The sequence below is a fragment of the Paraburkholderia sp. D1E genome, assembly GCF_052682275.1.
Map to the genome: position 1 here is coordinate 6,674,449 of NZ_JBQYMB010000001.1, position 22,064 is coordinate 6,696,512.

Consider the following 22,064-nt stretch of genomic DNA (forward strand, 5'->3'; position numbering starts at 1 on the left):
TGACAAGATAGCGACACCAGACCTAGCCAAAGAAGACTCCGCATGACCGAAGAAGTGTCCCCGCAGCCCGCCGCGTATGTGCTGGTCGTCGATGACGACGAAGGCATCTTGCGGCTCGCGCGCAAGTCGCTTGAACGCGCCGGCTGCCGGGTCGCCATCTGCGCGGGCGTCGAAGCGGCCCGCGAGCGGCTCGCCGTGGGCACGCCCGACCTGCTGGTGCTCGACTACCAGCTCAGCGGGCCGGAGACCGGCCTCGACTTCTTTCGCCGCTTGCGCGCGGAAGGGGTGCGGATCCCCGCCATCCTCGTGACCGGTTTCACTGACGAATCCCGGGTGATCGAAGCGTTGCGCGCGGGCGTATCCGACGTGGTGCCGAAATCTGGCGACTACCTCGATTATCTGCCTGAGGCTGTTGAACGGGTGCTCTCGCAAGTGCGCTTGCAGAAGGCGTCGGACGATGCCTTGCTGCTGCGCGACCGGGAACAGCATTACCGGACATTGTCGGAGGCGTTGCCGCACCTCGTGCTGACCTGCAATGCCGCGGGGGATTGCGATTTCCTTTCGAAGCAGTGGTTCGACTACACGGGATTGGGGGAAAGCAGTTCGTACGGCCTCGCGTGGCTCGATGCGGTGCATCCCGACGATCGTGAAGAGATTCGCCGTACCTGGCTCAAGGCGGTGACGAGCGGCGCCAGTGATTATCGTCACGAACTGCGGATTCGCCGCCACGACGGCGAATATCGCTGGTTCGACGTCCGCGCCGTTGCTATGCGCGACGCCGAAGGCAATGTCAGCAAATGGTTTGGCAGTTGCACGGACATTCATCCCCAGCGCGAGGCGATCGAGGAACGCGAGCGTCTGCTTGCCTCGGAGCAGGCTGCCCGCCAGATCGCCGAAGAAGCCAATCGTGCGAAAGACCGCTTCCTCGCCATGCTGTCGCACGAATTGCGCACGCCGCTTACGCCTGTACTGGCGGGCGCCAGCGTGCTGGAGATGATCCCGGATCTGCCCGATCAGGCGCGCGCGAGCGTGCGTATGATCCGCCGCAACGTCGAACTCGAAGCGCGCCTGATCGACGACCTCCTCGATCTCACACGTGTGGCGAACGGCAAGCTGCGTCTGTCGCTCGAAACCGTCGACGTGCATGAGGTGATGGACAGCGTGCTCGAACTCTTTCACAGCGAGATTCAGGTCAAGCAGCAGGACGTGCACGTCGGCAAGAATGCGCAGCACCATTACGTGCTCGCCGACCGCGCGCGCTTGCAGCAGATGCTGTGGAACCTGATTCGCAACGCCGCCAAGTTCACGCCGGACGGCGGCCATATTTATGTGCGCACGCAAGATGAACGCATGCACGTGCAGATCTCGGTCGAGGATACGGGCATCGGCATCGAGCCCGAGCAGATCGGCAAATTGTTCAACGCGTTCGAGCAGGGCAACCAGAACATGACGCGGCAATTCGGCGGCTTGGGTCTCGGTCTCGCGATCACCAAGGCGCTGACGGATGTGCATGGCGGCACGGTGGTCGCCCAGAGTCCGGGCGCGCACTGCGGGGCGACTTTCACGATCACGCTGCCGACCGCCGCCGCGCCTGCCCAATCAACGCCCGTTGCCGCGCCTGACGAGGTGCATTCTCCCGGCCCACTGACTATTTTGCTGATTGAAGACCACGTGGATACCGCCGAGGTGATGGGGCAACTGATTCGCAGCCTGGGTCACGACGTGACCACCGTGGGCCGTGTGGACGATGCGTTGGCCGCTACCCAGACGCAGACGTTCGATCTGGTGATCAGCGATGTAGGCTTGCCCGACGGCACCGGTCTCGATTTCGTCAAAGCGTTCCGCGAGCATTCGGATGTGCCGGCGGTCGCGTTAACCGGTTTCGGTACTGATGAGGATGTGCGCCGCTGCCTGAGTGCCGGCTTTACTTCGCATCTGACGAAGCCTGTCAATTTTGGACAGCTCGAGGCGATGATTGAAAGCGCGGTGAATCAGAAGGCGGAAAAGGACGAAAGGGACGAAAAAGACGTTTAGTGCGTTCGCGGGGTCGACGGGGTCGACTGCGGCGGTGTAATTTGCACGCGGCACGAAAAAGGCCTGTGGCGATTTTTTCGCAACAGGCCTTTCTTTATTTGCGCCGGCTAATGGGCCGGCGCGAATGCTTAAGTTCGCTTAACGCGGCGCCGCGTTTTTCAGTGAATCGCGGATTTCACGCAGCAGCACGACGTCTTCCGGTGTCGGCGGCGGCTCTGCCGGCGCGGCTTCAGCGGGCTTGCGCAGATTATTGATGAACTTGACCATCAGGAAAATGATGAACGCGAGGATCACGAAGTTGATGGCCACGGTGATGAAAGAGCCATAACCGAACACCGCCACGCCAGCCGTTTGCAAGTCTTTATATGACTCGGGACTGCCTTTGAAGCTGGCGGGAATATCGCCGAGGCGAATGAACTTGTTGGAGAAATCGAGGCCGCCAGTGGCAACACCGACAACCGGCATGATCAGGTCTTTAACAATTGAATTGACGATGGTGGAAAATGCGCCGCCGATAATCACACCGACGGCGAGATCCATTACGTTGCCTTTCAGGGCAAATTCCTTGAATTCCTTGACCATGCTCATATACGTTCCTCCCAGAAGTCGATAATCGAATCATACCAATCTGAGAAGGATAGGCTAGTCTTTTGGCAAGGAAAGAACGGAATGACCTTACTCTGGAAGCTGTGACTGACTATGGCGCGCCCGCTCGATATGCGCGGCAAAACTGACCGGGTCGGTATTGGTGCCGCATAGCAGCACGCCTACGCGTTTGCCTTGCAGCTTTTCGCGCAGCGGCCCGAGCAGCGCTGCCGTAGCTGCGGCGCAGGCCGGTTCGACGGCTAGTTTCAGTTGTCCGAACAAGGTCAGCATGGCCGCGCGCAACTGGTCGTCGGATACGGTGACGAGCTGGTCGATATGACGGCGGCACAATTCGTAGCTGTATTCCTCGGTATGCGGCGAAGCCAGTGAATCGGCGATCGTGTGCATGTGGCCCAACTTGACCGTGTGATTGGCCGCGAAGCTTTTGCCCATCGCATCCGATCCCTCCGGTTCGACGCCGTACACGTGCACCCGCGGATTCGCGAGCCGCATGGCGGTGGCCACGCCGGCAGCGAGACCGCCGCCGCCGATCGGCACGATCACCGCTTCGAGGTCGGGCGTTTGCGTGGCCCATTCATAGCCAAGCGTGGCCGAACCCAGCACGGTGCGATAACCGTTGAACGGGTGCACGAAATAGCGGCCTTCCTCGGCCTCGATATGACGCACCAGTTCGAACGCCTCGGCAATGTTTTCCGCGAACACGATGTCGGCGTGATACTGCCGGCACAAGGCAACGCGTGCCGGATTGGCCGCACGAAACAACACGACCTTCGCGCTGATGCCGAGACGCATTGCCGCGTACGCGACCGCCACCGCATGATTGCCGCCCGATACACAGGTCACGCCTGCGCTGCGTTGCGCTTCGTCGAGCGCGAGCAGGTTGGTGAACGCGCCACGCGCCTTGAAGCTGCCGCCTGCCTGCAGCAGTTCGAACTTGAAATTCACGACCGTGCCTTCCAGCGACGGAAAGTCGAGCCGGTCGAATACGGGCGTTCGCGTCACCCACGGCGTCAACGCAAAGTGCTGCGTGGCGATGTCGTCGAGTGTGGGGATCGGCTCGCCGTCGATCGTATGGTCGGTGTGCTGCGGCGTGGCGGTTGACATGGTGTGGGCGTGTTTTTCCTCGATATGGCTAAGACTATTTTTGCAGCGATCAGTTTCAGTGCGCGTGCGCGTCCACCGACATGCTGTGAATGAATTTCTGCAGGAAACGTTCGCATGCCACGAGCTGATCCAGCGCCACGAATTCGTTGGCTTTGTGCGCCTGCTGGATGTCGCCGGGGCCGCACACAATGCTCGGAATGCCCGCCAGCGAGAACAGCCCGGCTTCGGTGCCGTACGCGACTTTGCGCTTGTCCTGGTCCGCGGTCAGCGCGCGCACGAGTTGCGTGATCGCGGCTTGTTCAGACGAATCGAGGCCGGGGGCCGCGGCGATTCTGGAGATTTCGATGGCCGCGGACGGATGCTCGCGCAACATTTTCGGCAGCAGCGTTTCGCGTGCATATTGATCGATGCGCGCGAAGATCGGTTCGGGATCGAGCGTGGGCAGGTTGCGAAATTCGAACTGGAACTTGCATTCGGCCGGCACGGTATTGATCGCGTTACCGCCAACGATCGTGCTGGTTTGCGCCGTGGTGAAGGGCACGTCGTACAGTTCGTCGAACGGGCCTTGCTCGCGGAATTGATCGGCCATATCGCGGATGTAGCAGATCAAACGCGCGGCGTATTCGATGGCGTTCAAGCCCTTCGGCGTAAGCGAGGAGTGTGCCGCCTGGCCGCGCACGCAGCATTGATACGCGTTGATGCCTTTGTGCGCCACGATGGGGCGCATGCTGGTCGGCTCGCCGACGATGCAGCCGTCCGGCTTCACACCGCGCTTCATCAGATCGGCAATCAGGAGCGGCGCGCCGACACAACCCACTTCCTCGTCGAACGACAAGGCGAAGTGAATCGGCCTGGCGAGCCGGGTGCGCTGCATCTCGGGCACGAGCGAAAGCGCTGCGCCGATAAAGCCTTTCATGTCGCAGGTGCCGCGGCCGTACAGCTTATCGCCGCGAATTTCCGGCTTGAACGGATCGCTGTCCCATTGCTGACCGTCTACGGGCACTACGTCTGTATGGCCCGACAGCACCACGCCGCCGTTAGTCTCGCCGTCGTGCGCGGGAATCGTTGCAAACAGATTGGCCCATTTGCCGCTTTCGTCGTGGGTGAGCGTGGCTTCGATGCCAACTGCGCGCAGTTCATCGCGCACGGTCTCGATCAGACCAAGATTGGGGTTACGGCTCACCGTGTCCATCGACACGAGACGGGTTATCCAAGGGAGCGAGGCAGGCAGCGTTGCAGGCGAGGAAGAATTCGATTCAGAGGCGGGTGTTTGCGAGGACTGCGCTGATTCAGCGACGTGAGACATGACAAGACTCCAGCATTTGAGTCTTTCGATCATACCCAAAAAAAACTCACCCGTATGCTGCGGCGCGCGTTTGCGCACCGCAGCATGAATGAAAAACGGCTAGACGTACCCCATTTTTTCGATGGCGCCGGCGTGGGTGCCGCGTGGGTGTCGGAGTCTGCGCCGGGTGTTGACGCGATCCCGGTGCATCAGCACGCGTCAGCACGCAAGGCACGACCCGTTAACGCGCAACGGCCGTGGCCGCCGTGCCGCGGCTGGGTGTTCCGAGTGCGCGCAAGGTTTCTTTCACCGTTGCCACACGCACGGCCAGATCCGGGCTGCGCGTTTCAATACGCAGCTTGTCCTGGCCCGCGAGCTTGATGTGCTTGTGTTTCTGCACCATCTCGATGATCCGCATTGCGTCGATCGGCGGATTGGGGATGAACTGCAAGCCGATCACCGTTTCGCCCGCGTCGATTTTCGAAATGCCCAAAGGCTTGGCCGCCAGACGCAGACGATGTGTCTCGACGAGCGCATGCGCTTGCGGCGGCAACTTGCCGAAGCGATCGATCAATTCCTCCTGGATGTTGTCGATCGAATCGTTGTGTTCGCAATTGGCGAGGCGCTTGTAGAGCGACAGACGTTCCTGCACGTCGCCGCAATAGTCCGCCGGCAAAATTGCGGGCGCGTGCAGATTGATCTCGGTAGTCGCGGCGAGCGGTGCGGTGAGGTCCGGCTCTCTGCCTTCCTTGAGCGCCTTCACAGCGTCGTTCAGCATGTCGGTGTAGAGCTGGAAACCGATCTCCTGAATTTCGCCCGACTGCTTGTCGCCGAGCACTTCACCGGTGCCACGAATCTCGAGGTCGTGCATCGCGAGATAGAAGCCTGAACCGAGTTCCTCCATCTGCTGGATCGCTTCGAGACGGCGCTGAGCCTGCTTCGTCAGACCTTGCGGGTCATGCACCAGCAGATACGAGTACGCCTGGTGATGCGAGCGGCCCACGCGGCCACGCAACTGGTGCAATTGCGCGAGGCCGAACTTGTCGGAGCGGTGAATCAGGATCGTGTTGGCGCTCGGCACGTCGATACCGGTTTCGATAATCGTCGTGCACAGCAGAACGTTCGCGCGTTGCGCAACGAAATCGCGCATTACGCGTTCGAGTTCGCGCTCATGCATCTGCCCATGCGCGACCGCGATACGTGCTTCGGGCACGAGCGCTTCGAGCATCTGCCGGCGATTTTCGATCGTCTCGACTTCGTTGTGCAGGAAGTAGACCTGGCCGCCGCGTTTCAACTCGCGCAACATCGCTTCGCGAATCACGCTGTCTTCTTCGCGACGCACGAAGGTTTTGATCGCGAGGCGCTTTTGCGGCGCAGTGGCGATCACAGAAAAATCGCGCAGGCCTTCGAGCGCCATGCCGAGCGTACGTGGGATCGGCGTCGCGGTGAGCGTGAGCACGTCGACTTCGGCTCTGAGTGCCTTCAGTGCTTCTTTCTGACGCACGCCGAAACGGTGTTCCTCGTCGATGATCACGAGCCCGAGCCGCTTGAACTGCACATCCGACGACAGCAGCTTGTGCGTGCCGATCACGATATCGACCGTGCCTTCGTTAATCTGCTGGATCGACGCGTTGACTTCCTTGCTCGACTTGAAACGCGACAATTCGGCAATGCGCACCGGCCAGTCCGAGAAACGGTCGGTAAACGTTTGCGTGTGCTGTTCGGCGAGCAGTGTGGTGGGCGAGAGCAGCGCAACCTGCTTGCCGCCCATCACCGCGATGAACGCCGCGCGCAATGCCACCTCGGTCTTGCCGAACCCGACGTCGCCGCACACGAGGCGGTCCATCGGTTTGCCGCTCGTCATGTCGCCGATCACGGCGGCAATCGCTGCGGCCTGGTCAGGTGTCTCCTCGAAGCCGAAGGTCTCGGCGAACTTCACATAGTCTTTCGGTTCGAGCGCGAACGCATGGCCTTCGCGCAGCGCGCGACGGGCGTACAGGTTTAGCAGTTCTGCCGCGGTGTCGCGGATCTGCTGCGCGGCTTTGCGTTTGGCCTTTTCCCACTGACCCGACCCGAGCGAATGCAATGGCGCGCTTTCCGGATCCGCGCCGCTGTAGCGCGAGATCACGTGCAACTGCGCGACCGGCACGTAGAGCTTGCTGTTGCTTGCGTATTCGAGGTGCAGGAACTCGGTCTCGCCTTCGCCGAGGTCCATCGTCACAAGGCCCATATAGCGGCCAATGCCGTGCTGCGAATGCACGACCGGATCGCCGATCTTCAGCTCGGAGAGATCCCGCACCATCGAATCGACGTTGCTGGCCTGTTCCTGACGGCGCCGTCCCGCGCGGCGTGCGAGCGGGCCGTACAGCTCGGTCTCGGTGATGATCGCGATGCCGTCGGCAGGCACCGCAAAACCGTTGGCTAGCGGTGCGACGCCAAGCGAGAAGCGCGAGTCGCCGACGAGCCAGTCCTGGAAGCTGTCGCTCGAGACGGGCCTCAGATGATTGTCGGCCAGTAGTTGCAACAGCGTTTCGCGCCGGCCGGCCGATTCAGTGGCAAAGAGCACGCGGTTCGGCGTGGTCTCGAGATAGGCGCGCAGTGCGGCGACCGGATCGTCTGCATGGCGGTCGAGCGCGAGACTCGGCAACGGCACGGACCAGCCGCCGCCCGCGTTGGCAGGCAGGACGAGCCGCGCGAACGGCTTGGCGAACGTAAAGAAGTCTTCGTCCGACAGGAACAGACGTTGCGGCTCCAGAATCGGCCGGTCGCGATCGTGCGAGAGGAAGTTGTAGCGCTGTCTGGTGTCGTTGGTGAAACGCTTGATCGCCGCGTCCAGATCGCCCACAAACGCCAGTTGGGCGCCTTCTGGCAGGTAATGGAACAGCGTCGCCGTTTCTTCGAAGAAGAGCGGCAGATAGTATTCGATGCCCGCCGACGGCACGCCGTTGCCGATATCCTTATAAATCGAGGCGCGGCTCGGATCGCCCTCGAAGGTCTCGCGCCAACGGCTGCGGAATGCCGTGCGCGCGGCTTCGTCGAAGGGGAACTCGCGGCCTGGCAGCAGACGCACGTCTTTTACCGGGTAGAGGCTGCGCTGGGTGTCCGGATCGAATGCGCGGATCGAATCGACCTGATCGTCGAACAGGTCGATCCGGTACGGCAGGGGCGAGCCCATTGGATACAGATCAAGCAGCGAACCGCGCACGCAGTATTCGCCGGGACGCACTACCTGGCTCACGTGCTCGTAGCCGGCGAGCGTCAATTGCGCTTTGAGCCTGGCTTCGTCGAGGCGCTCGCCTTGCGAGAAGGAGAACGTGTAGCCGGCCATGAACGAGGCAGGCGGCATCCGGTACAGGGCAGTGGTGGCGGGCACCAGCAGGATGTCGCAGCGGCCTTCGCCGAGATCGTGCAGCGTGGCGAGGCGCTCGGAGACGAGATCCTGGTGCGGTGAGAACGTGTCGTAAGGCAGCGTTTCCCAGTCGGGCAGCAGGCGCACGCGTGCCTCGGGCGCGAAAAAAACGATTTCCTGCGCCAGGCGTTGCGCGTCGACGGCACTTTCGCAGACGACCGCCAATAGCGGCACCTTCTCGCGATAGGCCAGATGGTAGCGGGCGATCAGCAGCGCATCGGACGAGCCATGCGTGCCGTCGAAGGCAAAACGCTGGCCGGCCTTGACGAGCGCGACGGGCGGGGAGTACTGCGATGATGCGGCGATGTCTGGCATAGAAGAGAAAAAGCGGCCTCAGGCTCACACGTGATCGGCAAGTTTACGCGTGTCAGGGCGTAGATGCGAAGGACCTATTATAAAATCCGTCCTTTACTTTTACTTCGCGGCGTCCGCACTCGTGACTTCCCGTCTATTTGCCCTGATTCCGTGCGCTGGCACCGGCAGCCGTTCCGGCGCCGCGATGCCCAAACAATATCGCACTGTCGCCGGCCGCGACATGTTGCATTACTCGCTGGCGGCATTTGACGCCTGCAGCGAGTTTGCGCAAACCCTTGTGGTGATTGCCCCCGACGACCAGCACTTCGACGCCCGCCGCTTCGGCGGCTTGCGTTTTGCCGTGCGCCGCTCCGGCGGGGCATCGCGCCAGGCGTCGGTGCTGAATGGCTTGCACGCGCTGGCCGAGTTCGGCGCGCACGACGACGACTGGGTGCTGGTGCACGACGCCGCGCGGCCGGGTATTACACCGGCGCTGATCCGCACGCTGATCGGCGCGCTAAAGGACGACGCGGTGGGCGGCATTATGGCTTTGCCTGTTGCGGATACCTTGAAGCGGATCGACTCGGGTTCGTCTGACGGGCGGATTGCCCGTACCGAAGCGCGCGATGGCCTATGGCAGGCACAGACGCCGCAGATGTTCCGCATTGGCATGTTGCGCGAGGCGATTCTGCGCGCGCAGGCCGACGGCCATGACCTGACCGACGAAGCGAGCGCGATCGAGTGGCTGGGCCACGCGCCCAGGTTGGTTCAGGGCAGCTTGCGCAACTTCAAGGTCACTTATCCGGAAGACTTCGATCTGGCCGAGGCGATTCTGTGCCGGCCCGCTTCCGCTTCCTGATTCGACGATTTCAATTTTAATTAACGGGCTTGACGCATATGGATTTCAGAATTGGGCAGGGATATGACGTGCATGCGCTGGTGCCGGGACGTCCGTTGATTATTGGCGGCGTGACGATTCCCTATGAGCGCGGGCTGCTCGGGCATTCAGATGCGGATGTGCTGTTGCATGCCATTACCGATGCTATCTTTGGTGCTGCCGCGATGGGGGATATTGGGAGGCATTTTTCCGATATGGATGCCAGATTCGCGGGCGCGGATAGCCGGGTTTTACTGCGCGAGTGTTTTGCTCGCATTAAAGCCGCTGGGTTTTCTATTGCTAATGTGGATAGCAGTGTGATTGCGCAGGCGCCTAAGCTGGCACCTCATATCGAAGGGATGCGCGCGAATATCGCTGCGGATCTTGACCTGCCGGTTGAGCGGGTTAATGTTAAGGCTAAAACTAATGAGAAGCTGGGGTATCTCGGGCGTGGGGAAGGAATTGAGGCGCAGGCTGTGGTTTTGCTGATCAGGAGTTGAGGTTGTAGCTTGTTATTCTGGATGCCTGCGGTGTTGGGATTTCCTTGATTTGGTTGTCTGCGCGGCGCTCGTTTGTCTGTGTTTTTATGGATTTGGCCTTTCCTTGTTTTCTTATTGGATTATTAGCATCGCCCCGCATAGGGGTAACGCTAATAGACCAATATCAATTCAAGGAAAGGCCAAAAAGCCAGATTAAGGAAGCGCAAAAAAAACACACCCGCGCAGCGAAAAAAACCTTAACTCCCGCTGCGCGCAAAAAAACTACTTACCCTCAGCAGCAATACACTGCGCAGCAGCGTTAACCACCGCCGCGATGCGCCCCACATCCCGCAATTGCGTAGAACTCATCCCTTCAGCAACAAGCGTATCAAAATGCGACTTCACGCAAAAATGACACTTACCAATAATCGAGGCCGCCAACGCATACATCTCAAATCGTCGCTTATCCACACCGCCATGCGACGCATAAGCATTCATCCGTAACTGCGCCGGTTGCGATTTCAAGTCCGCGTTATCCGTCATCTCGACATACGGATACCAGACGTTATTCATCCCCATCAACGCAGCTGCAGTGAGCGCGCCGTTCGTCTCTTCCGGCGACAAAACCCCGGCATTGCGAATCGCGTCGATAATGACCGTGCTCTTCGCCGCAAACGCCGCCGCCAACGCCACGCCGACCGCGTCATTCCCCTCCAGCGACGAGCGCGCAATCGTCCCGTCCAGATTCAACCGAATGTCCTTGGCGTAGTCAGGCACGAGCGCCTTAATCGAAGACAAGAATTCCATTGACATCTCCTATCAGGTTGTCGATAAAAAAGCCCGCTGGCTTTTCAAGCTTAGCGGGCTTCTGACAGCACTGCTTACAGCGTTGCGCCGCCGACTGCGCGGTTGCAAGGGCACAGTTCGTCCGTTTGCAGACCGTCGAGAATACGCAGCACTTCTTCCGGGTTACGGCCGACGTTCAGGTTGTTCACCGAAACGTGTTGAATCGTATTGTCCGGATCGACGATGAACGTTGCGCGCAGTGCCACGCCGGCTTCCTTGTCGCGTACGCCGAGCTGGTCGATCAACTCGCCCTTCACGTCGCCAAACGCATAGTGGTTCAGCTTGCTCAGATCCTTATGCTCACGGCGCCAGGCCAGCTTGACGAATTCGTTGTCCACGCTGCCGCCGAGCAGCACTGCGTCGCGCTCTTCGAAATCCTTGGCCAGCTTGCCGAATTCGACAATTTCCGTCGGACACACGAACGTGAAATCCTTCGGGTAGAAATAGATGATCTTCCACTTGCCCGGGAACGACTGTTCCGTGATCTCTTCGAATGCCGACACGCCGTTTTCTTCGTGATTGTTGAAGCCCGGCTTGGCAGCAGTAACGGTAAACGCTTCGACTTTATCGCCAACGGTTTTCATGCGAATGCTCCTTCGTGTGATGGAAAAACAGCATGTTGAGGCTACCAGCTCGTCGTAACGAGCACGTTACACGTGTTCGAATATAGCTCTATTAAACTATCCGTTCAATAGTTTTTTCCTAATACCCTGGATAGTTATTATTCAACGAGACCGACGGTCGCACCGGCAGGGCGATGCCCTTTCCGGTCAGACACCTTTTGCAAGCGGGAACTCGATCGTTACTTCCAGACCCGGGCCTGGCGTGCGATTGCGCAGGCGTAACGCGCCGCGGTAACGGCCTACCAGCCGCTGCACAATTGCCATGCCAAGGCCCGTGCCGTTCGCCTGGGTGCGCGCCGAATTCACACGATAGAACGGTCGTGTGACAAGCGCCAGTTGGTCTTCAGGAATACCGGGGCCTTCGTCGACCACGGACAACTCGACCCGCGAGTGCGACACACGCGTTTCCAGAATCACGTGCGGTATCCCGTCGCCGTCGCTCAAACCATACTTGCGCGCGTTCTCCAGCAGATTGCCGACCACGCGGCGCATGTCGGTCTCATCCGCCTCGATCACGGCCGATGGCGCGAGGCGCGTGATCAGCCGCATGCTGTCCTCGCTTTGCATCCGCGCGGCCAGTTCGCCAGCAATCACGGAGAGATCGACTGGCTCCGGCACGCGCTGCACCGGACGGGCGTAGTCGAGGAATCGGCCGATGATCATGTCCATCTGCTCGATGTCGTCGACCATCGCATCTTTGGTGGTCTGGTCTGACGGGCTCATTTCGGTTTCGAGCCGCAGCCGCGCGAGCGGGGTGCGCAGATCGTGCGAAATCCCGGCGAGCATCAGCGCGCGGTCAGCCTCGAGTTGTTCGAGGTCCTGCACCATCTGGTTGAAGCTGCGATTGGTCTCGGCGGCGACACCCATGCCGCGTTCGGGCAAAGGCTCCGGCGACTGACCGGAGCCAACTTTGCGCGCGGCCATGGCGAGCCGGGCGAACGGACGGTTCACGAGGCTGGTGATGAACGCCGCGCCGAACAATGACAATGCCAGCGCGAATACGCCCCAACCGGCCCATTGCAAGCCGGTCGCGTTGTCCAGTTGATCGCGGTCGAGCGCCACCCAATAATCGTCGTCGTCGATCTTGAAGCTGATCCAGACGCCGGGGATGTCGTTGACGCTCTGCGCGATGACCGTGTCGTCGCCAAGGCGGCCGCGAATGTCGTGCTCGATCAGCCGGTTCAGCGACTCGTCAGGCTGCAGCTTGTACTTGTCGGTGGTTTCGCGCGGGTACACGCGCACCCCTTCATTGCTTTCCAGATCCTGCAGCAAGGCGCGCCGCAGGTCGGGATCGGAATAGAGGAGTGCGGTGCGCGTGAGCTTGACGATAGCGACCAGTTGCAACGCCACGCGCTGTGCGCGCGGCTCGCGTTCGATCACCCGAAAGCTCTGGAACCACGCGGCGAGACTGACTGCGATCAATAAAGCGATCAACAGAAAGGTCCGCCAGAAAAGGCCGCCGAACGCGAGCGTCAGGAGGCGCCGGTCGATCCGCATGGGCCCTTCTTATCTGAAATCAAAAACGGGAGGTGAGAACAAACTCAGGCTGCACCGTCAGGAATGAACACGTAGCCAAGACCCCAGACGGTCTGAATGAAACGTGGGCTGCCCGGATCAGGTTCGATCAGCTTGCGCAGACGCGAAATCTGTACGTCGAGGCTGCGGTCGAACACTTCGTATTCACGGCCGCGCGCCAATTCCATCAGCTTTTCACGCGACAGCGGCTGACGCGGGTGACGTGCAAACACCTTGAGAACCGAGAACTCACCTGTGGTCAGCGGAATTTCCTGGCCGGCTTTGGTGAGTGTGCGGGTGGCAAGATTCAGCGCGAACTCGCCGAACTCGAACACTTCGGTGGTTTCGGACGGCGCGCCCGGCAGCTCCGAAGGCGACTGGCGACGCAGCACCGCATGGATCCGCGCAACCAGTTCGCGCGGGTTGAACGGTTTGGGCAGATAGTCGTCGGCGCCCATTTCGAGCCCGACAATACGATCGACGTCTTCACCCTTGGCCGTCAGCATGATGATCGGCGTGCGGTCGTTGCTGCCGCGCAAGCGGCGGCAGATCGACAGGCCGTCCTCGCCGGGCAGCATCAGATCGAGCACCAGCAAGTCGAAGCGCTCGCGCACCCAGAGCTTGTTCATGGACGGCGCGTTCTCGGCAACGTAGACATTGAAGCCCTGTTCACCGAGGTAGCGGCGCAGTAGATCGCGCAGGCGCGGATCGTCGTCGACGACGAGGATTTTCGAAGGGTTTTTAGTTTCCATGGTCGGCATCTTAGCGCGATTAGAAAGGGGTGCGCGGTTGCATCATTTATCGGGTTACAGTCAGTTACAAAATTTACCCGCACTGTGGCACGACGTAAAGCACGGGCAGGTAGACTCCTTTACTCAATGCGGCTGTTCGGTGGATACTTCACTCGACTAAAACTCTCGCACCCGGCTCGCTACCGGGGTCTGTATACGCATTTGAGGTAGCCGGTTGCCGCGCCACGAAGGGAACAACATGAAGGGAGGGGTTTGGCCGAATGTGCGCCTAAGCGTAATTGCACTGGCGGTAGCCGGGACGCTTGCAGGCACACTGGGACCAACGCTCGCTCACGCCCAGCCTTCGGCCGACAGAGCTGCGAGCGAACGCGCCCCCAGGTCGGCTAATTCCAGGGCGAATCGCCACAACCTCAACAACGACCGCCCAGCATCAGACGCGATGTTGCGCACTGCAGTTCCCCCCGATCTCGATCAACGTCGTCGTGATGGTCATATGACGCCGGACGAACGGCGCCTGTTACGACAGCATATCGAAGACGCTGTCCGCGAACTCTACAAACGCTAGCTATTTCCGTGCCCGCTCCGGGCACGCCGGTCGCGTTTTCTCCGTGCGTGAAAGATTTCGTTGCACTTCCCCCGTCAACTCTCCCGTCCCGTCTGCCGTTGAGTCGCTAGAGCATAGTGCGTTTTCCACGCACGAATTCCTTTTCGTGATGTCCCGCAACCGGATGATCGATGATGAAATTGCTGACAGGCGGGCATGGTGGCCGATGGCTTGCAATCACTGCCACCGCGCTCGCGGCGGTGACATGGTGCGCGCCGGCATCGGCCCTGCAGCAAGGCGCCTCGCTGGTGCCTCACAACAGGCATCGCGCGCCGGCTGCCGCGTCGGCTGCTTCTCCTGCCGACCAGAACATCCTCGACGCCGACGACGCACGCTTCTTCCTGACGCGCGTCGGGTTTGCGCCCGATAGTAACGAAGTCGCGCAGTACGTTGGACTCACGCGAGAGCAGGCCGTCGACAAGGTGCTGGCGACAGCCCGGACCGAAGCCGTCACGCCGCTGCCGGACTGGGTGCTCGAACCGATCCCGACTCGCGAAACGCGTAAAACATGGACAGACGAGCAACGCCGCGACGAACAACGACTGCGCGGTCAGCGTTACGAATTATTACGTGCGTGGTGGGTGCGCGAGATGCTGAGCACGCCGTCGCCGCTCACCGAGCGCATGACGCTCTTCTGGCATAACCACTTCACGTCGGGCCAGGACAAGGTCCAGTATCCGCAGCAGATGGCGCAGCAGAACATGCTGTTGCGCCGTGATGCGTTCGGCAATTTCGGCGAGCTGTTGCACGACGTCGCGAAAGATCCGGCGATGCTGCAATACCTGGATGGCGCGAGCAATCGCAAGGGCAAGCCCAATGAAAACTTCGCGCGGGAAGTGATGGAGCTGTTCACACTCGGAGAAGGGCACTACACGCAGCGCGATGTATCGGAAGCCGCGCGTGCCTACACGGGGTGGAGTCTCGATCCCGACACGCAGGCGTACGTATGGCGCGCCAACCAGCACGACGACGGCGACAAGACCGTGCTGGGTCAAACCGGCCCGTTCGACGGCGATCAGGTGCTCGACATCCTGCTTGCACAACCGGAAACCGCGACCTTCGTCACGACCAAGCTGTGGCGCGAGTTCGTCTCCGATACGCCGGACCCCGCTCGCATCGCGCCAATCGCCGCGCAGTTCCGCGCGAGTCACTACGACATCAAGGTCGCGCTGCGCGGCCTCTTCATGAGCGATGCGTTCTGGGGCGACGACGATCGCGGCGTCCTTGTGAAATCTCCGGCTGAGTTCGTGGTCGGGACACTGCGCGCGTTCGACATCGGCTATGACAACACTGCAGCGTTCGCGGCGCAAATTCGCACGCTCGGCGAGAACCTGTTCTACCCGCCGAACGTCAAAGGATGGCCGGGCGGCACGATATGGATCAACAGTTCGACACTGCTTGCGCGTAAGCAATTCGTCGAGCAACTGTTTCGGGCAACGGAAACCGCCGGTCCGCGGCGCATGAACAATCCGGCGAGCGCAAAGATCGCGGTGAGTAGCGTACCCGGCAATATGCAGGCGAATCCGCCGATGCAGCGCGCCATGGCGCGAGTCGGCCAGGCCGGCCAAGGCGGTGTACGCTTTGACATCGACGCGTGGCTCGCGCATTACAACACCGCACCGACGGCGAAGCCAGGGTTGTCGGCCGAGCTTCAGTTGCAGCACGCGGTCTTGCCGCTCACGCCGGTCGACGCGATCGCAACCGATTCGACCGCCAGCGCCTATCTGGAGGCATTGCTGATGGACCCGGCTTATCAGTTGAAGTGAGCCACTACGATGGCCGACGGAATTAGGCAGATCAACCGTTTAACCAGATCGGCAGCGCAAAAGAACGGTCTGTCGAAGGCGGCAGGACACGCGCCATGACAATCGAACGAGGTGCAGGATGAAACGACGCAGCTTTCTCTCGATGGGTGCAGCCGTCGGCTCGGCGCTCTGGCTGCCGCGCGCGTTCGGTGCGCAAGCGGCTGCTTTGGGCGCGCCAATGAATCGCGGCTACGGCAACCTGCTGATCCTCGTCGAGCTGAAGGGCGGTAACGACGGTTTGAATACCGTGATTCCATTTGCCGATCCTGCTTACTATCAGTTGCGCAAAAACATCGGCATCAAACGCGAGCAGGCGATTCAACTCGACGAGCGCACCGGGCTGCATCCGTCGTTGCAGCCGCTCATGCCGCTATGGCAAAGCCAGCAACTGGCGATCGTGCAGGGTGTCAGCTACGTGCAACCGAACCTGTCGCATTTCCGCTCGATCGAGATCTGGGACACCGCGTCGCGTTCGGATCAATACTTGCGCGAGGGCTGGCTCACACGCGCATTTGCGCAGGCGCCGGTGCCGCCCGGTTTTGCGGCCGACGGCGTCGTGATCGGCAGCGCCGAAATGGGGCCGCTCGCCAACGGCGCACGCGCGATCGCGCTGGTCAATCCGGCGCAGTTCGTCAAGGCTTCGCGCCTCGCCACACCAGTGTCGCTGCACGAGCGCAATCCGGAATTGGCGCACATTCTCGACGTCGAGAACGACATTGTGAAAGCCGCCGACCATCTGCGTCCCACACAAGGTCAGCTGCAATTGAAGACCGTGTTTCCCGGCGGCGCATTCGGCAGTTCGATCAGGACAGCCATGCAGGTGCTCGCCGCTGGCGACGCCCCGAAGGCAGTTCCCGTCCGGGGCACGCCGCAGGAACAGCCGCGCAGCGGGCAGGGTGTCGCGGTGATCCGGTTGACGCTGAACGGTTTCGATACGCATCAGAACCAGCCCGGCCAGCAGGCGGCGCTGCTCAAGCAACTGGCCGAAGGGTTTGCGTCGATGAAATCGGCGCTTGTGGAGCTCGGCCGCTGGGACCAGACGCTGGTGATGACCTATGCGGAGTTCGGCCGCCGCCCACGTGAGAATCAGAGCAACGGCACAGACCACGGCACCGTGGCGCCGCATTTCGTGATGGGCGGGCGAGTGCGCGGTGGTTTGTATGGCGTGCCGCCGGTGCTCGCGCGGCTCGATGGCAATGGCAACTTGCCGGTCGGCGTCGACTTCCAGCAACTTTACGCGACGGTACTCGGGCCCTGGTGGGGACTCGATGCGTCCTCGATCCTGCAGCAGCGGTTCGAGCCGCTGCCGTTGCTACGCGTCTGATAGCGCACAGCGCTTTTCCTCATCAGTATGAGGCGCCAGCCGTTGTGTTGCCCGCTTGATTCGCTTAGCCCGCTTATCTGGCGCGCCATGCGATCCAAAGTTTGCGGATCGGTGTCAACGCGATGCGCTGATGCAGCACGTGATACCCGTCCCGTTCGATTTCGTCCAGCAGCGCCAAGGCGAGTGCCGCCTGCGCCACCAGCGTGCGCTGCGAGCGGCGTTCACTTGCGGGCATGGCGGCGAGCGCTGCTTGTATCGCATCGCGAGCCCGCTTGGTCTCGAAGCGCATCAGCTCGGTAAACGCGTCGGAATATTTCCGATTGATCAGATCCGCGGCGGTGACGTTAAAGCGCTGCATTTCGTCGATTGGAATATAGATACGGCCCTGGCGCGCATCATTGCCGGTTTCGACCACCAACTGCGCAAGCAGCAGCGCCTCACCGAGGGGTGCCGACCAGCTCGACGCCTGCGCGGCGTCTTTCGCCGTAGCCCGCGCGACCAGCGACGCGAAGGCGCCGCCAACACCTTGCACATAGCGCCGCAGATTCGGGTAGTCGAGATAGCGCGCCTGATCGAGGTCCATTTCGAAACCGGCAAGCAACGCCTGCAGCGCCGGATACTCGGCCTGCACGTCGGGTAAGTAAGCCGCCAGCGCTTTCGAAACCGGATGCGACGGCGAGCCCGAAGCCAGCGCGGCGATCTCGTTTTGCCACCACGCGAGTTTGGTGCGGCCGATGGCCGGATCGCTGGTTTCTTTAACGGTTTCCTCGAACTCGCGGCGCAGCGCAAACAGCGCAGTCAGGAGCGGTTGGCTTGCCGCGGGCGCCTGACGCAGCGCATAGTAAATGCTCGATCCGGGCGGCGCCGCTTTCTGCTGGCAGTATTCGTCGAAATTCACGGGATTGGAATGTGGGGAAGGGCAGGCGAAGAAGGGCACGGTATGCGTGCGTTTAGCCAAAAATTGTAGCATCGACGCCCCTCGGACAGATGCATGACCAAATGCACACAAGCGCGGATCAATCGGTTAGAATCTCGCGCTTACGCTTTCGGGCGCGGGTTTTTAACGCGGCCGCGAGCATGCAGGACATCGGGCAGGGTGCGCAGCGCTTTGCCCGGCTGCGAGGGTGGCGAAATTGGTAGACGCACCAGGTTTAGGTCCTGACGCCCGCAAGGGTGTAGGGGTTCGAGTCCCCTCCCTCGCACCATCCATATGTAGCAGAGAACCCCGTTAAGTCTTCCGGCTGACGGGGTTTTTTGTTGGCCTTTCGTTGCCGCATGGTTTGCGCCGGGCCTCGCGGCCCGGCATGCGCTCATGCGTCCGGTGCCGGCGCCTGCTGTTCGGCCTGCGTGCCTGGCAACTCGGCTTGCGTGGCGCCTTCGAGAAAGCGGCGGGTCGATTCGAACGCCTGCAACATCGGATCGGGCCATGGCGTTTGCAGCATGACCGCCTGGTGGTTCTCAAACGCCGACGACAACAGTTTTGCCAATTCAGGCGAGCGCAGATGACGCAGCAGCACGCTGACGGCGATCGCCGTCGCCTGGCTCGCGCCGGCGGTTTGAAGTTCTGAGGCGGTGAGGGCCGCTACCTGTTTGTTGATGTCCACTGAAACTTCCCTGGATGAAATGGGGGTGATCGAAGGCCCGGTGGCCGATACCGAATTTTGACATGGTTGGCGGGTTGCGGCGAATGCGGCTGCCTGGTGGGAGCTACCATATTCGAAGCGTGACGATGTTTTTTTAGCGCAGTTAATCTTGTTTGCGATGGCCGGTCGCGCGCTTCGTGCAGGCCTATCAGGTGTGGGCCCCGGCACCGCTCGCCGCGTTGCTGTGGATATGGAGCATCGCGAGCGTGACGAGCGACGGCAGCGCCGCGCCGCTCTTCTGGCTGCCGCTCCTCAATCCGCTGGATGTGGCGCAGATCCTCGCGTTCATCGCCTGCGCCGTGTGGTTGCGGCGCCTGCGCGCTTTAGGCGTGCACTGGCATCCGCGTGCGTTCGATTACGCGGTGCTCGCGACGCTGTTCCTGTGGTTCAACGCGATGCTGCTGCGCACGGTGCCGTACGAGCTCGACGAGATGTCGCGCTCCATGCTCGTGCAGGCTTCGGTGTCGGTATTCTGGACGGTCTGCGCATTGGCGATGATGATCTGGGCGACCCGCCGGGCCAACCGGATATTCTGGTTCATCGGCGGTGGCCTGCTGGCGGCGACTGTCGTCAAGCTATTCCTGTTCGACCTGTCGCACGTGACCGGTATCGAGCGGATCGTGTCGTTCATCGGTATCGGCCTGATGTTGCTGCTGATCGGTTACTTCTCGCCGTTGCCGCCCAAGGCGGCAGTTCTGGAAACTGAGCAATGAAGCGTGTCTTGATGGTGACGGGGTGGTGTCTTGCGATCTCGTCCGTGTGGGTGTCGACGGTGGCCGTCGCGGCCGATCGGTTTGCGCAGCGCTTTGCGCTCGAACTCGAGAGCGGCGCCGCCTATTACAGCGTCGCGCTTCCGGCTGCCGTCTACGCCGCCAGCCAGCGCAGCGATCTTGGCGACGTGCGCGTGTTCAATGGCGCCGGCGAACCTGTGCCGTATTCGCTTGAGGCACCACGTGAGCTTTCCCGCGCACCGGCCATGTTGCATCCGGTGCCCTGGTTTCCCCTGCCACCCGCGGCTGCCGGCCGCACCGGCGCACCACTTGGCGTAACGATTGCAACTGACGGGTCGCTGCGTGCAACCATGGCCCCGCCGGCCCGCGCTCAACATGATTCCGACCTGATCGATCTCGGGCGTGAGACGCGGAAGGACCCTCGGGTGGATGCATTGGTCGTGCATGTGCGTGACGACAATTACCAGGGACGTGTCAGCGTCGAATCGAGTGACGATCTGCGTAACTGGCAACCCGCCGGCGAGGCGCAACTGCTCAAGGTTAGCTACAACGGCAGCACGCTGAGCCAGGATCGCATTGAGCTCAACGACATGCGCGCGCGTTACCTACGGTTGCGCTGGCTTGACGGGGCGCCGTACATCGACTCGATCGACGCTCAGGTGCAGACGACCAGCGCCGGTCCTGCGCAAAGCGCGGAGAGCCAGCGGGAATGGCGCGAAGGCATCGTTGCCCACGCGGGGCCGAAAACCGGCGAGTATTTCTTCGAAACCGGCGGCCCTTATCCGGTCGATCGTTTGCGCCTGAATCTGCCACAGCCGAATACCGTGGCGCCCGCTGTCGTCTACTCGCGTGCGGGGCTGGAGGCGGCGTGGAGAGAAGTCTCGAGCGCGACGCTGTTCCGCTTGCACAACGGCACGGTGGAGCAAAGCAATCCATCGCTTGAACTGGCGTCCGACACGGATCGTCAGTGGCGCGTGGTGGTCGACACGCGTAACGGCGGTTTGGGAAGCGGTCCATTGACCCTCGCTGCGGGCTGGCGTCCGGCGACACTCACTTTCGTCGCACGGGGAGACGGGCCTTTCACGCTGGGGGTGGGGAGTGCGGGTGCGGTGTCGTCGGCGGTGAGCCGGGCGGATCTGCTGATGGGTGCTTCGTCGGTTGTCGTGTCGGCGCGGCTGGGCGAGGCGCTGCTCGTTGAGCAGGACGGCGATTCGTATTCGACGGGCAAAGACCCCGACGCGATGCGGCGCTATATGTTGTGGGCGGCTTTGTTGCTGGCCGTCGGCTCGCTCGGTGCGATCGCCTGGCGGCTTGCGCGCGGTGCTCAGGCGCAGGCTGGGGCTCAGGCTGGCGGTGCGGCTGGTGGAGTAGGCGGCACTGGCGGGGCGGTCGGTGGTGTGCCTGGTGAAGCAGGTGCAACGAGCGCCACAGTGAAAGATGCCGGCACGACCGGCACTCCCGGTGCTGACGGTCAAAGCGCCGGCAAGAACTGACGGCGAGGCGGGAGCACTTTGGCGCGGAGGAATCGCACCGCACCAGGCAATCGTGCCGCACCAGGCAATCGGATAGCGCCGGGAAACTGAGTCTGAGTCGCGCGGGTGCCCCGCGCCTGCCCACCCTTCTTACCCCTCTCGCTCCGTCATCGTGTCGATGATCTTGTCGAGCGCCTGGCCGAACGCGAGCTTTTCCTGTTCGTCCAGGCAATCGAACATATCCCCATTCCACTTGCGCGCAATCGGCATCACCTTGCGATAGAGCGCGCGACCCTCCGGCGTCAGCGACACCAGTACGACGCGGCCGTCTTCAGCGCTCGTCTCGCGCTTCACGAGTCCTTGCTTGATCAATGCCTCGGCCGCGCGGCTAGCCTGACTCTTGTCGAGGTTGGCGTGCCGCGCCAGTTCCATGATCGAAAACGGTCCGAACGAGCCCACCGACGCAATCACCCGCGCTTCAGGCAATGTCACGCCCAATTTGTCCTGATAGCGCACGCCGATGCCACGCTCGGCGAGTTTGTTCAGGACATGCAGACGGTACGTCAGGAACTGTTCGAGTCCGGCTTTGGCGGAGGCCTTCATGGTCTTCCCGTGATGAGTGGCGCGGTCGTGGCGCTGTGATTGTTGCCGCAACCGTCCC

Annotated in this window: 18 protein-coding genes, 1 tRNA gene and 1 pseudogene; 9 read left to right on the forward strand and 11 right to left on the reverse strand. The window is 61.5% G+C overall.

Annotated features, from left to right (window positions below):
• Positions 1–42: 42 nt before the first annotated feature.
• Entirely contained in the window at positions 43–2,034 is a 1,992-nt protein-coding gene (locus ACUN0E_RS30110; RefSeq protein WP_445568879.1) for a response regulator, read from the forward strand.
• Positions 2,035–2,172: 138 nt separating this feature from the next.
• Here the strand turns inward: ACUN0E_RS30110 and mscL are convergent, their stop codons facing one another.
• The 4 genes from mscL to mfd all read right to left on the reverse strand — a co-directional run bounded on the left by mscL (position 2,173) and on the right by mfd (position 8,753).
• Entirely contained in the window at positions 2,173–2,622 is a 450-nt protein-coding gene (gene mscL, locus ACUN0E_RS30115; RefSeq protein ID WP_408223016.1) for a large conductance mechanosensitive channel protein MscL, read from the reverse strand.
• Positions 2,623–2,709: 87 nt separating this feature from the next.
• Positions 2,710–3,744 carry a threonine/serine dehydratase gene (locus ACUN0E_RS30120; RefSeq protein WP_408335533.1) on the reverse strand — a complete coding sequence of 345 codons (1,035 nt, stop codon included), beginning with the start codon at positions 3,742–3,744 and terminating at the stop codon, positions 2,710–2,712.
• 55 nt (positions 3,745–3,799) lie between these two features.
• Positions 3,800–5,050, reverse strand: coding sequence for an acetylornithine deacetylase (gene argE / locus ACUN0E_RS30125; RefSeq protein WP_445568880.1), 1,251 nt, complete (start codon positions 5,048–5,050; stop codon positions 3,800–3,802).
• Positions 5,051–5,270: 220 nt separating this feature from the next.
• Positions 5,271–8,753, reverse strand: coding sequence for a transcription-repair coupling factor (gene mfd / locus ACUN0E_RS30130; RefSeq protein WP_445568881.1), 3,483 nt, complete (start codon positions 8,751–8,753; stop codon positions 5,271–5,273).
• 121 nt (positions 8,754–8,874) lie between these two features.
• On the opposite strand from mfd, the gene ispD reads away from it, so the two are divergent.
• Positions 8,875–9,591: a 2-C-methyl-D-erythritol 4-phosphate cytidylyltransferase gene (gene ispD / locus ACUN0E_RS30135; protein WP_408223023.1), complete on the forward strand. Its 717-nt coding sequence runs from the start codon at positions 8,875–8,877 to the stop codon at positions 9,589–9,591.
• Between the two features lie 38 nt (positions 9,592–9,629).
• Complete coding sequence (gene ispF, locus ACUN0E_RS30140; protein WP_445568882.1) at positions 9,630–10,109, forward strand: 2-C-methyl-D-erythritol 2,4-cyclodiphosphate synthase; 480 nt, start codon at positions 9,630–9,632, stop codon at positions 10,107–10,109.
• A 261-nt stretch (positions 10,110–10,370) separates the two neighbouring features.
• Here ispF and ACUN0E_RS30145 read toward each other — a convergent pair whose 3' ends face one another.
• From ACUN0E_RS30145 to ompR, 4 genes are all read right to left on the reverse strand, one after another.
• Entirely contained in the window at positions 10,371–10,895 is a 525-nt protein-coding gene (locus tag ACUN0E_RS30145; RefSeq protein WP_325042769.1) for a carboxymuconolactone decarboxylase family protein, read from the reverse strand.
• Between the two features lie 74 nt (positions 10,896–10,969).
• Complete coding sequence (locus ACUN0E_RS30150) at positions 10,970–11,518, reverse strand: peroxiredoxin (RefSeq protein ID WP_325042768.1); 549 nt, start codon at positions 11,516–11,518, stop codon at positions 10,970–10,972.
• A 186-nt stretch (positions 11,519–11,704) separates the two neighbouring features.
• Positions 11,705–13,054 (reverse strand): ATP-binding protein, encoded by a 1,350-nt coding sequence (locus tag ACUN0E_RS30155; protein ID WP_115782905.1) that lies wholly within the window; start codon positions 13,052–13,054, stop codon positions 11,705–11,707.
• 44 nt (positions 13,055–13,098) lie between these two features.
• Positions 13,099–13,833, reverse strand: a complete 735-nt coding sequence (gene ompR, locus ACUN0E_RS30160) for an osmolarity response regulator transcription factor OmpR (RefSeq protein ID WP_006048917.1) — start codon at positions 13,831–13,833, stop codon at positions 13,099–13,101.
• A gap of 229 nt (positions 13,834–14,062) precedes the next feature.
• On the opposite strand from ompR, the gene ACUN0E_RS30165 reads away from it, so the two are divergent.
• The 3 genes from ACUN0E_RS30165 (at position 14,063) to ACUN0E_RS30175 (ending at position 17,557) form a co-directional block, all read left to right on the forward strand.
• Entirely contained in the window at positions 14,063–14,389 is a 327-nt protein-coding gene (locus tag ACUN0E_RS30165; RefSeq protein ID WP_408223028.1) for a hypothetical protein, read from the forward strand.
• Positions 14,390–14,559: 170 nt separating this feature from the next.
• Positions 14,560–16,194 carry a DUF1800 domain-containing protein gene (locus ACUN0E_RS30170; protein ID WP_445568883.1) on the forward strand — a complete coding sequence of 545 codons (1,635 nt, stop codon included), beginning with the start codon at positions 14,560–14,562 and terminating at the stop codon, positions 16,192–16,194.
• A 118-nt stretch (positions 16,195–16,312) separates the two neighbouring features.
• Positions 16,313–17,557: a DUF1501 domain-containing protein gene (locus ACUN0E_RS30175; protein ID WP_445568884.1), complete on the forward strand. Its 1,245-nt coding sequence runs from the start codon at positions 16,313–16,315 to the stop codon at positions 17,555–17,557.
• A gap of 73 nt (positions 17,558–17,630) precedes the next feature.
• Here the strand turns inward: ACUN0E_RS30175 and ACUN0E_RS30180 are convergent, their stop codons facing one another.
• A complete protein-coding gene (locus tag ACUN0E_RS30180) occupies positions 17,631–18,455 on the reverse strand; it encodes a squalene/phytoene synthase family protein (RefSeq protein WP_445570548.1) in 825 nt (274 codons plus the stop codon).
• 220 nt (positions 18,456–18,675) lie between these two features.
• Between ACUN0E_RS30180 and ACUN0E_RS30185 the strand changes: the two genes are divergently transcribed.
• Positions 18,676–18,762, forward strand: a tRNA-Leu gene (locus ACUN0E_RS30185).
• Positions 18,763–18,867: 105 nt separating this feature from the next.
• Here ACUN0E_RS30185 and ACUN0E_RS30190 read toward each other — a convergent pair.
• A complete protein-coding gene (locus tag ACUN0E_RS30190) occupies positions 18,868–19,161 on the reverse strand; it encodes a hypothetical protein (protein ID WP_408223033.1) in 294 nt (97 codons plus the stop codon).
• A gap of 152 nt (positions 19,162–19,313) precedes the next feature.
• Here ACUN0E_RS30190 and ACUN0E_RS30195 point away from each other — a divergent pair.
• Together ACUN0E_RS30195 and ACUN0E_RS30200 are read left to right on the forward strand one after the other, a co-directional pair.
• Positions 19,314–19,913: pseudogene (locus ACUN0E_RS30195) on the forward strand (DUF2339 domain-containing protein); the annotation flags it as partial.
• The gene (locus ACUN0E_RS30200; protein ID WP_445568885.1) at positions 19,910–21,424 is read left to right on the forward strand and encodes a DUF3999 domain-containing protein; all 1,515 of its coding nucleotides are present in this window, start codon (positions 19,910–19,912) and stop codon (positions 21,422–21,424) included. The pseudogene ACUN0E_RS30195 and the gene ACUN0E_RS30200, both read left to right, overlap by 4 nt.
• Positions 21,425–21,553: 129 nt before the next feature.
• On the opposite strand, the gene ACUN0E_RS30205 is transcribed toward ACUN0E_RS30200, so the two are convergent.
• Positions 21,554–22,006, reverse strand: coding sequence for a MarR family winged helix-turn-helix transcriptional regulator (locus tag ACUN0E_RS30205; RefSeq protein ID WP_408223037.1), 453 nt, complete (start codon positions 22,004–22,006; stop codon positions 21,554–21,556).
• Between the last annotated feature and the right edge of the window lie 58 nt (positions 22,007–22,064).

Excerpts from the sequence above, each read along its gene's own strand:
- mfd (WP_445568881.1), bottom strand. The coding sequence starts at position 8,753 with ATGCCAGACATCGCCGCATCATCGCAGTACTCCCCGCCCGTCGCGCTC.
- mscL (WP_408223016.1), bottom strand. The coding sequence starts at position 2,622 with ATGAGCATGGTCAAGGAATTCAAGGAATTTGCCCTGAAAGGCAACGTA.
- argE (WP_445568880.1), bottom strand. The coding sequence starts at position 5,050 with ATGTCTCACGTCGCTGAATCAGCGCAGTCCTCGCAAACACCCGCCTCT.
- ACUN0E_RS30175 (WP_445568884.1), top strand. The coding sequence starts at position 16,313 with ATGAAACGACGCAGCTTTCTCTCGATGGGTGCAGCCGTCGGCTCGGCG.
- ACUN0E_RS30200 (WP_445568885.1), top strand. The coding sequence starts at position 19,910 with ATGAAGCGTGTCTTGATGGTGACGGGGTGGTGTCTTGCGATCTCGTCC.
- ompR (WP_006048917.1), bottom strand. The coding sequence starts at position 13,833 with ATGCCGACCATGGAAACTAAAAACCCTTCGAAAATCCTCGTCGTCGAC.
- ACUN0E_RS30145 (WP_325042769.1), bottom strand. The coding sequence starts at position 10,895 with ATGGAATTCTTGTCTTCGATTAAGGCGCTCGTGCCTGACTACGCCAAG.
- ACUN0E_RS30150 (WP_325042768.1), bottom strand. The coding sequence starts at position 11,518 with ATGAAAACCGTTGGCGATAAAGTCGAAGCGTTTACCGTTACTGCTGCC.
- ACUN0E_RS30165 (WP_408223028.1), top strand. The coding sequence starts at position 14,063 with ATGAAGGGAGGGGTTTGGCCGAATGTGCGCCTAAGCGTAATTGCACTG.
- ACUN0E_RS30155 (WP_115782905.1), bottom strand. The coding sequence starts at position 13,054 with ATGCGGATCGACCGGCGCCTCCTGACGCTCGCGTTCGGCGGCCTTTTC.
- ACUN0E_RS30110 (WP_445568879.1), top strand. The coding sequence starts at position 43 with ATGACCGAAGAAGTGTCCCCGCAGCCCGCCGCGTATGTGCTGGTCGTC.
- ACUN0E_RS30120 (WP_408335533.1), bottom strand. The coding sequence starts at position 3,744 with ATGTCAACCGCCACGCCGCAGCACACCGACCATACGATCGACGGCGAG.
- ispF (WP_445568882.1), top strand. The coding sequence starts at position 9,630 with ATGGATTTCAGAATTGGGCAGGGATATGACGTGCATGCGCTGGTGCCG.
- ACUN0E_RS30170 (WP_445568883.1), top strand. The coding sequence starts at position 14,560 with ATGATGAAATTGCTGACAGGCGGGCATGGTGGCCGATGGCTTGCAATC.
- ACUN0E_RS30205 (WP_408223037.1), bottom strand. The coding sequence starts at position 22,006 with ATGAAGGCCTCCGCCAAAGCCGGACTCGAACAGTTCCTGACGTACCGT.